The sequence below is a fragment of the Thalassolituus maritimus genome (assembly GCF_900156675.1).
GTDB classification, from domain to species: domain Bacteria; phylum Pseudomonadota; class Gammaproteobacteria; order Pseudomonadales; family Oceanobacteraceae; genus Thalassolituus; species Thalassolituus maritimus.
Genome location: NZ_FTOH01000002.1, coordinates 206,463 through 218,851, shown reverse-complemented (window position 1 = coordinate 218,851; position 12,389 = coordinate 206,463). Strand labels below are relative to the sequence as shown.

Below are 12,389 nucleotides of genomic sequence, written 5' to 3'. Positions count from 1 at the left end.
GCCTGTATGCCGTTAGTTTTTTCTCAGATAAGCCACAGTTACGGTGCTACTCCCGTACTTCACGAGCTGGATTTTGCCGTCGAGCCTGGTCAGATTACTTGTTTATTGGGGCCATCGGGCGGTGGCAAAAGCACCCTGCTCCGCCTTGCCGCTGGGTTGGAGAAAGTTCAGCGTGGTGAGATCCACGTGGATAATGAAGTGCTGGCGAATGATGGTCTGCACCCGCCCCCGGAAGCTCGCCCGGTGGGGCTGATGTTTCAGGAGAATGCACTGTTTCCGAATATGACAGTGGCAGAAAACATTGCCTTCGGTATTCGGGATCTGAGCCGACGCGAGCAGCAGGAAAAAGTGAAAGAGCTTCTCGAGCTGGTTGGCTTGGACGAATATGGACAGCGCTATCCGCATCAATTGTCTGGTGGACAGCAACAGCGAATTGCACTGGTGCGTTCATTGGCACCGGAACCAAAAATTCTGCTGATGGACGAACCCTACGCGAGTATCGACATCACGCTGCGCCGGACATTACGGGAAGCGGCTCGCCGTACTATCAAAGAAAAAGGTACGACGGCCATTCTGGTTACTCATGATCCTGACGAAGCAATGGAAATGGCAGACAGCATTGCCGTGCTCGATCAGGGTGTGATTGCGCAGGTCGGGACTCCGCAAGAAGTGTTTGAGTCACCCGCGACCGTGGCCGTGGCGACACTGTTCGGCGGGTCTCAACGACTGGCTATTACTGCAGCAGATGAACATGGGTTTGATACTGCGTTCGGCAGAATTCAGGCAGAGGCTGAGCGATTGAGTAGCTATCGCGACGCACACACCCTTGTGGTCAGGCCAAAAGGATTAAGTTTGAAAAAAAATGAAAAGTCGGACGTCGTTATTTCCGGTCTCAGATATATTGGCCACGATTGGCTGGCTTTTCTTACTAACAACAATACGCCATCTGCAACTGAGCCATTGAGAGTACTGATCGATGATGTGAGTCAGTATCAGCTGGGGGATCGCGTGGATTTGATCGCGAACCAGACCGGCGTCTTTCTATTTAAATAAATCTGGAGAACGTATGATTTCTTTTAGCAGAAAACTGCTAGCCAGCACGATGGCTGTAGCACTGAGCCTACCTGTGTTTGCTGCTGACGTGGTGAATATTTACAGCGCGCGTCACTACGACACAGACATCGCTTTGTATGAAAACTTCGAAAAGCGCACAGGCGTGAAGGTCAATCTGATCGAAGCACCAAGTGATACTCTGATTGAACGAATCGTTAACGAAGGCAAATACTCTCCAGCCGATATTCTGGTAACGGTCGATGCGGGGCGCCTATTTCGCGCGGAGCAGCGTGGCATTTTCAGTCCGGTAGAATCAGACGTGCTGGATGCTCGTATTCCCGCTCACCTCCGTCATCCGGATGGCTTGTGGTACGGCTTGTCGAAGCGTGCGCGAATTATTATTTACAACAAAGAGCGCGGTCTGCCTGAAGGCCTGAATTCCTATGAAGATATGGCTGACCCAAAGTTCAGCAAGCAGATCTGCGTTCGTTCATCATCTAACATTTACAATATTTCATTGCTGGCATCATTGGTTGAACACGATGGTGAAGAAGCCGCAGAGGCGTGGGCACAAGGGGTGATGGGTAACCTGCTGAAGAAACCACAAGGCAATGACGTTTCTAATATTCGTGCAGTGGCGTCGGGTGAGTGTCGGATCAGTATCGTAAATACCTATTATGTTGCGCGTTTGCAGGCTGAAGGCGATGAAAGCGTGAAAGCGGTGGGTGTATTGTTCCCGAATCAGGAAGAAGGCGGATACGGAGCACACGTTAACATCAGTGGTGCGGGTGTATTAAAGCATGCACCTAACCGTGCTAATGCAATTGCATTTCTAGAGTACCTGACGGAGCCTGAGGCACAGAAGTATTTTGTCGAAGCAAACCACGAATATTCTGTGGTTGAGGGCGCGGAAACAGACTCCGTACTTGAGGCGATGGGAGACTTCAAAGAAGACACCATTAATGCAAGCGCCTTGGGCGAGCATCAGGTGACGGCAGTTAAAATCTTTGACCGCGTGGGTTGGAACTGACCACCGGCACAGGAAAACTGATCGCAAGATCAGCCAGTCAAAGGGCGCTCAATGAGCGCCCTTTTTCGTTGTGACTGTTATTGCTGTCTTTGCTTTATTGGGTATACGGATTTAATGGTTGATGGGGCACCTTCACCCCATCAATCTGATACCACCCTCAGATGGTTGATAGATCGACTCCGTAGTTGAGTTCCTCTGCGAAGTCCGGCAGTCCGTAACCGATGGTTTTCTTGTAGAAAGGAGAGACCTTCGCAGTCGGTGCCTTCTTCTTGTGCTTCGTGGTGTAGAGCATTCGTGCCCGCATCACCTCGAAGGAGTAACCGCGCCCTTCACGGTTCTTGTCCTTGGCCAGTCGGTTGATGGACTCCGTGTAAGCGTTGGTGACGGGCATGTCCGTCTCGAAGTAGGTCATGGTCTCTTCGCGCCAGTTTCCCACTGCCCTGACCAGATCGCTCCAGACTTCCTTTTGGCCCTTCGGGATGGTGGCTATCCACTCGTCCAGGGCGGCTTCTGCCTGGAGCCGTGTGGTGGCGTCCCAGATGCCGTAGAAGCGCTCCTTGTGCTCGTAGGCGGCCAGCAGTTGCGGGAACGCGCCTGTCCAGGTCTCCATGATGAGGCGCTCCCGGTCTGAGACTTCGTGAGCGCGTTTCAGCAGGATTTTCCGGAGTCCGGCTCTGGGACGGTTTCAGCTCCTTCCTGAGGCCCTTGCGCACTCTCTCTAGGGCATCGTTGGCCATGCGCACCACATGGAACTTATCGACCACGATACGGGCCTGGGGCAGCACAGCCTTGACCGCTGCCCGGTAGGGGTTCCACATGTCCATGCTGACGATCTCGACCTTCTGCCGGTCTTTCAGCTTCATCAGGTAGTTGGTCACCACGTCCTGGCGGCGGGTGGCCAGCAGGTCGAGCAGGGTTCGCTCCTCAATGTTGGTCAGAATGCAGCGGTAGCGCTTGTTCAGGTATAGCTCGTCAATGCCCAGGATGCGGGGCGTCTCGAAGCGGTGCCAGCGCCCCAGGAACTCGGCGCGGGCGTTGAAGATGTCGCGCACCGTCTTCTCGTCCAGGCCGGTCTGTGCCGCCACAAAGGTGTAGGGGTGGTTGAAGGATTCCTTCTCCACGTACTCATGCAGCCGCAGTGTCATACGGAATCCGTCCACCATCTCCGGTAGCTGGGGCCTGAATGTTGTCTTGCAGGCCCGGCAGGTGTATCGGCGGCGGACCACCCAGAGAGTGACCCGCTTGCCGTGGATGGGCAGATCACGATAGGGAACGTCACGCTTGCCGAACCGTACGAACTCACCCTGCACGCCGCATTCCTCGCAGGCGATGGGATCGGGCACGTCCACCTGGAAGTGCATTTCGTCGTCGGTTGATTTGCAGCCCAGTACTTGGTATTGCGGCAGGTGAAGGATGTTGTCGGGAAGTTCGGTCATGGTGTTGTATAGGCGTAGGTGTCAGTCAGATCCATCCGACTCGGCATTGGTGTTTGCTTTTTTACCCAACAAGCTGCTGGAAACGAAAAGTAAGGCACCGAGGACAATTGCAATATCAGCCAGGTTGAAGGCCGGCCAATGCCAGTCTCGCCAATAGAAATCAAAGGAATCCACAACATAGCCGCGAAAGACCCGGTCAATCAGGTTGCCCATGGCGCCACCGAGGATAAGACTGTAAGCGATGGCTTCTCCTTTATGACGATTTTCAAGGATCAGTTTGATCAGAAAAATCGAGACCACTACCGCGATTCCGATAAAAAAGTAGCGCTGCCAGCCTCCACCATTCGCAAAAAGACTGAATGCGGCACCGGTGTTCCATAGGTGCACCCAGTTAAAGAACGGGGTCACCGAAACATACTCGCCATAGGCCATTGATTGCTGCACCAGCCACTTTACAGCCTGATCAGACGCTGCTAGCAGGCCCGATATGGACAGTAGGGCATACGGCGAGAGCTTTTTGCCAATAATGAGCATTATTTAACCCTTCAACGCCAAAATGCGTCTGGCACCGTTAAGTACAATGCCCCCCGCGATGGTGCCGATAATCAGATCCGGATAATTGGAACCGGTCCACGCGACCAGGGCGCCGGCGGTGATGACCCCCAGGTTGATCACCACGTCGTTGGCCGAGAATATCCAGCTTGCCTTCATGTGCGCCCCGCCTTCCCGATGTTTGGATATGAGCAGCAGACAACTGGTATTGGCAATCAATGCGACGAATGCGATAGCCATCATCACCAGCGATTCAGGCTCACTACCGAATACAAAGCGTCTCACCACCTCTACGAGCACGCCCACAGCCAAGATCAGTTGCAGTACACCAGCAAGATGCGCGGCACGTACCTGCATTTTCACGCTATGTCCAACCGCATAAAGGGCAAGCCCGTACACCGCCGCATCGGCAAAATTGTCCAGGGATTCTCCAATCAGGCCGGTGGACCGGGCGATCAGACCGGCAGTCATTTCCACCACGAACAGAAGTGCATTGATGCCGAGCAACCAGCGCAGGGTCCCGGATTCTTGCTTAGCAGAAGCTGCCGAAAACTCGGCGGCCTTGATGGTCTCCGGATTTGCAGCGACGGTTTCCTGAAGCGAGGCGCCTAGCCCCAAGGTCTTCAGTTTCGAGGTGACGGGCTCGACCTCGCCGTCATGCACGACCTTCAGCCGGCGGTTCGACAAGTCGAAGGACAGCGCCCGAATCTCCTCAAAGCCGTTCAGGGCTAGGCGAATCATTCGTTCTTCTGATGGACAGTCCATCTTCGGCACGGCATAAACACTGACCCATCTCCCTGGCGCCTCGGAGGAGGCCTGTATATCGGTATCCGCTGCGGACGTTGCATCACCGCCACAGGCGCCACCACAGGGTTTGCTCATGATACGACTCCACTTGAACAATGTTGTGGTACCATTTAAAACTATAAAGCTACTATAAGGTCAATAGAGTAAAGAATCCGTTGGGGAGGAGGCTGATGCGCATTGGTCAGTTGGCGCAGTTGGTAGGGGTCGAAACACAGACGATCCGCTTCTATGAACAGCAGGGCTTGTTGCCGCCGCCTGATCGGCAGGACAACGGTTACCGTGTCTATACCGAGAAGCATGGTGAGGGGCTGGCCTTCATCCGTCGCTGCAGAATCCTGGGCCTGTCACTGGCTGAGATTCACGAACTACAGAGCTATCAGGACGACCCTCATCAGCCTTGTACCGCCGTCAACACCTTGCTCGATGATCACATCTCTCATGTGCGGTCGCAGATAACCGCTCTGCAAGCGCTTGAGAAACAACTCGTTTCACTGAGAGCGAGTTGCAACGATGACCGGGAAGTTGAGGCGTGTGGGGTTCTTGCTGGAATTAGCGAAGGAAACATACACCAGCAGTAGGTGAAGCATCAACCAGATAATCCGATGAGATGCCGGTCTGTCTCACTCTCATGCAAAGGTAAGATCAACCATTTAATCCGCTTACCCGCTTTATTCAGTTCACATTATTCAGCCCACATTCTCATCAGGTTGCTTCTGGCTTTTAAAATATGCAGCCGCGCCTGTCTATTTTCTTCCGTGTCTGCCATCTGTTGCAGCGCCAGGTACAGATCAAACAGCGTGCCGCGATGCTCTTCAGAGCGAACCTGGCTCTGAATCCAACCAACGGCTGCGTATCGGACGCCGCGGGTGACGGGGGCGACATAGTGCAGTTCGCGAGTCGGATAAATGTAAACCGACCCTTGGGGCAATTTAATCACGTCGTCCCCATCGTGCTTCTGCAGGATCAGTTCGCCGCCATCGTAGGTATCAGGGTCGGACAGAAACAAGGTGAACGACAAATCCGTTCTGGTTGCGTGAATAAACGCGTTGTCGACATGAGAACCGTAAGTCATGCCCTCATCATAGCGACTGATAATGATGTTGCTGAGTTTATCTGGAAACGCCGAGTTGGTGACCATCGGATGCTTACGCAGCGCTTGTTCAACGAGCTTTGTTGCCGCAATGATTTTGGGCGACTTAGGGTCGGCCTGAAGGTTCTTTTTTACGGCGCGGGCAGTCTTGCCTGCTGTTTTTTTACCATCCACAAACAGGTCGTCGCTGAGGCTGTTCAGAACCGCAGTTACAGAGTGGACATCCAACAGATTATCTACGAGAATTGTCATGGTATCGAAAATGAGAACTGATCGTATATGCTATTGATAGTAGCATAAAGATGTATCCGCAAAACGAATTTTCAGGAGACCTGAGTAATGGGTAAGCGCAACAAACTGTGGAAAAGCATCAGTGTGATCGGCCTGGCCGGCGCAGCAGGCATGAGCTTGAGTGCTTGTACCGAAGAAGAAAACGAAGGCGAAGCGGCGGTTGCGCCGATTGAGACCTCCGTTGATGCCGTTGCACTTGCTGGTGAAGGCGAGGGTGAAGGCGAAGTGATCTCTGCCGGTGAAGGTGAGGGCGAAGGCGCAGCAGCAACAGAGCTGACGTCTGATGATCTTGCTTATCTGACTCACCTCAGCCTGATTAAGGGTCACCTGTATGTCGGCGCCGAGCTCTACAAGGCTGGCCATATCGAGCACGCTAAAACACACATGAAGCACCCAGAAAGCGAGTTGTACGCTGATCTGGTTCCTGCTTTAGAAGCACGTGGTACCGCTGGCTTCGCGAAAGAGCTGACTGCCGTATCCGATGCGGTTAATGAGGAAAAAGGTGTAGAAGCTGTACAGACTGCGCTGGATACCCTGCTTGCCGCTATCGACACCAACGCTATGGCCGTTTCTGAAACCAGTGCGACACCGGCAGAGAAACTGAAGCTGGTTGTACAGCTTCTGCGTACTGCGGCGGATGAGTACGCTATCGCAGTGGTGGACGGCAAAATGGAAAATGCACACGAGTATCAGGACGCATTTGGTTTCACTACGATTGCCACCGACTTGGTTGAAGGCATTGAGTCCGATGAGTCAGCGGTAACCGACGCGAAAGCAGCTACTCTTGCCATTCTCGCCGATGTTAAGCCGCACTGGCCTGGTCTGATTCCACCAGAGACCCTGAAAACAGAAGCGGGTGCTCTGTACGGTGCTGCGGCGCAGATTGAACTGCTGGCACTCGGCCTGTAACAGACTGATCCTGCCGTTTTAAAAAGAAGGTGGAGCATGGCTCCACCTTTTTTTTGCTTGTTTGATACCATGACAGCATGAGTGGCATTTCTATAATTAGATTGGTGTGTTCCGCCGTGGCAGGTGTGCTATTAGTCAGCACGCCCTCTCATGCTGCCGACTATTCAGGCAATGGGTCCTGGCATCTTGGGGCTGCCTATGAAACGGCGACAATTGATCAGAATCTTCTTGATACCGGTGCGTGGTCGTCCACTTATCCGAGGTTAACGGTCGGTGGTACCGGGCCTATGAATGCGCGATTTGAAATCAGTTGGACGCGCATGAGAGCCGATCGGGAAGGTGCGAATATTGTCGGCCTCGATGGCGATGTCTGGTTACCCTATGCTCTGGATGGAGCCCCCGCCTCACGATTGCGGCCCTATTTAATCCTTGGGGTCGGCTATCACAGATACTATGGTGAGACGTCGGTACTGGACGAGGAAGGTGCTGACAATGGCGCGCGCAGTCTGAACGCTGGTCTTGCGGTGGTGGGTAACCTGACTCAGACGACAGAACTTGTCGCTACCTTCCGTTATCGCTATCTGAGGTGGGACGCGCCTGATGACGAGCCGGGCGAGTCGGTCAGTGCTGCCAATGCCACTATCACCAGTGTATCCTTCGGTATACAGCAGCTTTTTTAAACAGAGTAGTTACATGCATAACCCATTTGAACCTTTAGCCTTCCGGGCCATGGTAACTCCTGATTATCCGGCGTTTTATGATGGTCAGTCGACACTGAATTATGCACAACTGCATAAAACCGTTGTGCAGGTATCAGAAAAGTTGGCGGGGGCCGGAATTGGCTCTGGTCATCGCGTGTATCTGCTGCTCCCGGAGAATCTGGCATTTATTGCAACTATGGCGCTGTTTCATCGTGCCGCGGTCAGTTGTCTTGGGATTCAGGGCGCTGAGATTCCAGAGCAGCCTGGATTTGATTTTGTTATATCGTTGCAGCCTGAGAGTGAAATAGCCGGAATCCGCAATATTGCCCTGAGTCAGGAGTGGTTTAATGAAGCTCGTAACATGCCGGGGCTGGAGCCGATGCAGGACTATTCCTCTGCGGAGGATATCTGTCGCATTATTCTGACCAGTGGCACCACCGGAAAGCCGAAAGCAGTAGGGCTGACGCCGGCAATGATAGAGCAGCGTCTCTATCGTAATCATCTGGTCTGGGGAAGTGCGACGGGGCATGATCTCAATCTGATGGGGCACTCCAGCATTGGTGGCTTCATGGGGTCATTGCAGACAATACAGGCGGGCAAGGTAGTGCTCCTGCCTGCGAGCGCCGAAGCGTTTGCCAAAGCGATCCGTACTTTTTATGTCACCTCTATATTAAGTTCCTCTACGGCACTTTTCCGCCTTGTGAACTCAAATGCGCTGTCAGCCGCTGACCTGAATGGTGTCCGCGAGATTCGTCTGGCGGGTAGTGCTTTGTCACCGGGGATGATCCGCCGAATTAAACAGGTATGTCCTCAGGCGCGTATCTTCAATGTTTATGGCTCTACCGAAGTCGGTGCGGTTGGCATGGTTCAGGTGACCAGGCCGGAACTGGTCTGGAAAACAGCGATTGTTCAGCCGGGCGCGTCAGCGGAAGTCATTGACGATCAGGGCAGCCCGGTACCTGATGGAACCGAAGGTATTGTTCGGATACGCAGTTCGGGGATGGTAAGCGGTTACATGAAAGGTAGCCCGGATAACAATGAGTTCCGTGATGGGTGGTTCTATCCGGGGGACCGGGGTGTATTCCGTGATGGAGCTCTCTGCCTTACCGGGCGTGAGTCGGAGGTTGTGAACCTCGGTGGCGTTAAGATTAATCCGGTCGATATCGAGACAGTGGCAGAGCAGATGCCGACTCTGACTGATGTTGCAGCATGTCAGGTTGAACGTGCAGATAACTCGGAGAAGCTTGCGCTGGCTTATACCGCTGAGAGCACTATTCCGGTGTCAGAGATTGCAGAGTTTCTGAAGGCGCGGCTTGATGCGACTCTCGTCCCGACGGAGTATTTCCAGCTCAAAGAAATCCCGCGTAATGCGATGGGCAAAGTTAAACGACAGGAACTGAGTCGCAACCTGAGCGCTGTACTGCGCGGCTCAGGCAGCTAGCAAGAGTGCCGTTACCAGCTCTTGTATGGTAGAAATTTACCATTGAGGGTAAGAAGGACCCGATCACCTTTCGGGTCCTCAATCTTGTCGACTTCCATCGAGAAGTCGATCGCACTCATAATGCCATCGCCAAACTTCTCCTGAATCACTTCTTTCAGTGTGTCACCGTACACGCCAACAATTTCGTAGAGTCGGTAAATCAGAGGGTCGGTAGGGACAGCCTGGTCCCATATCTTGGTCGGGTAGGCTTCCAGCGCGGTGGCCATACTTTGATCAAAACCGAGGTATTCAGCGATGGCTGCCGCTTTTTCTGCAGGGGCGCTGTTCATACCCAGACAGGCAGAGGTTAACCAGACGGGAGACATTCCCAGGTCAGAACCCATCTGCTCCCATGTCAGCTCTTTCTCAATTTTACGGGCGATAATCGCCTCAGTCATTGTTGCCTTATCCATCGTTATCCCCTGTCTGTTCAGAAAGCACGCGGGCTCCTCGTGAGCCTTTTCGGTGCAAAATCATTGATTAAGATCCCGTTTTCGGGAGCTAAGGGGGGAGGAGCAACTCTGGTGCCAGATATCAGACTGGGCGTTTGTGTATGTAGCTGACGAACATATCTTCGCGCAGTGGGCGGCTGAACAAATAGCCCTGATAACTGCGGCAACCATGATCTTTTAAATAGACCTGTTGCTGATCGGTCTCGACACCTTCGGCGATAATATCCATATTCAGGTTCTGTCCAAGCTGGATAATCGCGTCAACAATACTGGCGGGTTCATTATCCGGATTGATGTCCATCACGAAGGCCCGGTCGATCTTGAGTTTATCGATCGGAAGTTTCTGCAAGTAGCTGAGAGACGAATAGCCTGTGCCAAAGTCATCCAGTGCAAAGGTGTAGCCCTTGTTGCTAAGGCGTTGCATCTTGTCACGGATGAGATCTTTATCGCCCATAAACAGGCTTTCAGTCAGCTCCAGCTCCAGTACGCTGCTGTCGATGTCACAACTCTTCATGGTTTTATCGAGCTTGGCTTCGAAGTCCGGGTCCATGAACTGGGCGGGACTGATATTTACTGCCAGACGTCTGAAGCTTGGCGGCAAGGATTTATTTCTGATCCACTGGCGTAATGTCTGGCAGGCATGGGTAAGAACCCAATCTCCCAGCGGCAGAATCAGATTCGTTTCTTCAGCGGCGGCAATGAATACATCGGGATAAACGGAGTGACCATTGTTAACCCAGCGACACAGTGCTTCCGCTCCGGTGACGTCACCTTCGGCGTTGTGCTGCGGCTGGTACACCAGAGTGAAGCCGTTATCGCGGATGGCCTGATAGAGATCATTAAACAGGTGCAGTCGTTCGCGAGTCTCTTCCTGCATTCTGTGGTTGTACAGGCAGAGTTGTGAGCGACCCTGATGTTTCGCCCAGTACATAGCTGTATCCGCCTGGCGTATCAGATCGTTTGCCCCGCAGTCCGTCGATGGGAAAATTGAAATACCGATACTGGCAGTCATGTGGAATTTATTGATATCGATACAGAATGGCTTACGGATAGCATCCAGTACTGCGGTACCCAGCTCAACCGCGCTTTCTTCGGCAAGCTCAGGTGCGCTGAAAACTTCATCAGGAATAATCAGAAATTCATCGCCCCCCAGGCGAGCGATCAGGTCCCCTTCGTTTACGGTGGCCTTTAGCCGGTGTGACGCTTCGATCAGCAGGCGATCACCGATCGGGTGCCCTAATGAGTCGTTGATATTTTTGAAGTGATCAAGATCGATGAAGAGTACGCTACCGCAGGTCTTATCGTCTTCTGACCAGGCGATTTTCTTCTCCAGCTCCTGCAGTGCCATTCTTCGATTCGCCAGCTCGGTAAGCGGATCGTAGTTAGCCTGGTACTCAATGAGCTCCTGCTTACGTTTTACTTCTGAAATATCACGAATCAGCCAGATCAGAGCGTCCTGCATGTTTGCGTGTTCTTCAAGCGGGATCATCCGCGATTCGAGATAGAGGTCATCATGATTGAACTCAGTAATCACAAGTTCTTTCTTATCCAGCGCCTGATTGCGGGCTTCCTCTATTTTTCGGGTTGCTGACAGGTTGAGCCAGGCGGTAAAAGGCGTGCCTGTGAGATCTTCATTGAGGCGCTGAATTCGTCCGTCTGGGTTGCCAAAGCGTCCGTTGATTACCCCAGTGGCGGTCACGAGTAAGCCGATATCCGGAAAACCTGCAGTGAAAGCATCGTTCAGCGCCTGCTGGTGGGCAATCCGGCTGGTTGTTTCATCCAGGTGTTCGCTGAGGTCGTTAAATGCCTCTTCCAGTTGTGCAATCTCGGTTGCGCTGCGGCTCTCGGGAATACTGGCGTACTTACCCTGCTTGATTGAGCTTGTTAGCTGAACCAGATGTTGGACCGGTATCAGAATATATTTGCGAAGTATCTGGCTCTGAACGACCAGAAAAATAATCACGAGCAAGGCAACCAGAATTGTTTTCCTGGCCAGAGAGCGCAGCATGGAGTCGTAATCGTTGTGTGCATCATAATGCGCAAATACCCACCCGCGGACATCGTTCTTTACGGCCTGATCGGCTGTACTGGCCACTGAATCTGGCGATGCCGGATATTTGAGGCTGACGGGAAACAAGGCATAGAATTCGGATTTATAGCGCTCAATCTGAGGTTGCTGTACACCGGTATTCAGCGAATGACTGCTCAATCGGTATTTGGTGTTGTGGAGCCGGTCGCCGGCATTACTTGAGAAGATAACCCGATCACCAGCCTCAGAGAGAACGGCAAGATAACGTAGTGATGGATCGTCGATACTCTCCCGGATCTGGTTCTCGACAACATGGCTACTGCTTTGGCTGACGTGGTACTCCACGTTTTTGGCGATACTTTCCAGCTCGAAGCTGATACGTCGTTCCCAGTTGCTCGAAAACTGTTCCAGTTGGAGCTGCAGTAACAGATAGCCAAGCCCACAGGTAATCAGCCCTAGCATCAGCAGGGACCAGTTCAGTAACAGCTGGGCAAGCGATCTCCGAGGCGTCACTCTGACCCCCTGCTGGGCTTTTGGGGGTTCTGTGCCCCAAAATCGA

The 12,389-nt window shown here is 52.9% G+C and carries 11 protein-coding genes and 1 pseudogene; 6 read left to right on the top strand and 6 right to left on the bottom strand.

The features are described from left to right. The first annotated feature begins 6 nt into the window (after positions 1-6). Positions 7-1,053: an ABC transporter ATP-binding protein gene (locus tag BW941_RS03790; protein ID WP_068436752.1), complete on the top strand. Its 1,047-nt coding sequence runs from the start codon at positions 7-9 to the stop codon at positions 1,051-1,053. Between the two features lie 13 nt (positions 1,054-1,066). Beyond that, positions 1,067-2,083 carry a Fe(3+) ABC transporter substrate-binding protein gene (locus tag BW941_RS03785; RefSeq protein ID WP_076514335.1) on the top strand — a complete coding sequence of 339 codons (1,017 nt, stop codon included), beginning with the start codon at positions 1,067-1,069 and terminating at the stop codon, positions 2,081-2,083. Between the two features lie 157 nt (positions 2,084-2,240). On the opposite strand, the pseudogene BW941_RS03775 reads toward BW941_RS03785, so the two are convergent. From BW941_RS03775 to BW941_RS03765, 3 genes and pseudogenes are all read right to left on the bottom strand, one after another. Beyond that, positions 2,241-3,519: pseudogene (locus BW941_RS03775) on the bottom strand (ISL3-like element ISPpu12 family transposase). Positions 3,520-3,540: 21 nt separating this feature from the next. Then, positions 3,541-4,053 carry a signal peptidase II gene (gene lspA, locus BW941_RS03770; protein WP_003821921.1) on the bottom strand — a complete coding sequence of 171 codons (513 nt, stop codon included), beginning with the start codon at positions 4,051-4,053 and terminating at the stop codon, positions 3,541-3,543. Positions 4,054-4,056: 3 nt separating this feature from the next. After that, the gene (locus BW941_RS03765) at positions 4,057-4,953 is read right to left on the bottom strand and encodes a cation efflux transmembrane domain-containing protein (protein WP_076514334.1); all 897 of its coding nucleotides are present in this window, start codon (positions 4,951-4,953) and stop codon (positions 4,057-4,059) included. A gap of 95 nt (positions 4,954-5,048) precedes the next feature. Between BW941_RS03765 and cadR the strand changes: the two genes are divergently transcribed. Next, entirely contained in the window at positions 5,049-5,456 is a 408-nt protein-coding gene (cadR, locus tag BW941_RS03760) for a Cd(II)/Pb(II)-responsive transcriptional regulator (RefSeq protein ID WP_068436866.1), read from the top strand. Between the two features lie 104 nt (positions 5,457-5,560). Here the strand turns inward: cadR and BW941_RS03755 are convergent, their stop codons facing one another. Further along, entirely contained in the window at positions 5,561-6,220 is a 660-nt protein-coding gene (locus tag BW941_RS03755) for a Fe2+-dependent dioxygenase (RefSeq protein WP_068436084.1), read from the bottom strand. Between the two features lie 87 nt (positions 6,221-6,307). On the opposite strand from BW941_RS03755, the gene BW941_RS03750 reads away from it, so the two are divergent. The 3 genes from BW941_RS03750 (at position 6,308) to BW941_RS03740 (ending at position 9,310) form a co-directional block, all read left to right on the top strand. Next, positions 6,308-7,168, top strand: a complete 861-nt coding sequence (locus BW941_RS03750) for a 4-helix bundle domain-containing protein (RefSeq protein ID WP_068436868.1) — start codon at positions 6,308-6,310, stop codon at positions 7,166-7,168. Positions 7,169-7,284: 116 nt separating this feature from the next. Next, entirely contained in the window at positions 7,285-7,848 is a 564-nt protein-coding gene (locus BW941_RS03745; protein ID WP_068436870.1) for a hypothetical protein, read from the top strand. A 13-nt stretch (positions 7,849-7,861) separates the two neighbouring features. Continuing rightward, positions 7,862-9,310 (top strand): class I adenylate-forming enzyme family protein, encoded by a 1,449-nt coding sequence (locus BW941_RS03740; RefSeq protein WP_076514333.1) that lies wholly within the window; start codon positions 7,862-7,864, stop codon positions 9,308-9,310. Positions 9,311-9,321: 11 nt separating this feature from the next. Here BW941_RS03740 and cynS read toward each other — a convergent pair whose 3' ends face one another. After that, positions 9,322-9,762, bottom strand: coding sequence for a cyanase (gene cynS / locus BW941_RS03735; RefSeq protein ID WP_068436874.1), 441 nt, complete (start codon positions 9,760-9,762; stop codon positions 9,322-9,324). A gap of 121 nt (positions 9,763-9,883) precedes the next feature. After that, positions 9,884-12,343 carry a putative bifunctional diguanylate cyclase/phosphodiesterase gene (locus BW941_RS03730; RefSeq protein WP_076514332.1) on the bottom strand — a complete coding sequence of 820 codons (2,460 nt, stop codon included), beginning with the start codon at positions 12,341-12,343 and terminating at the stop codon, positions 9,884-9,886. Positions 12,344-12,389: the final 46 nt, after the last annotated feature.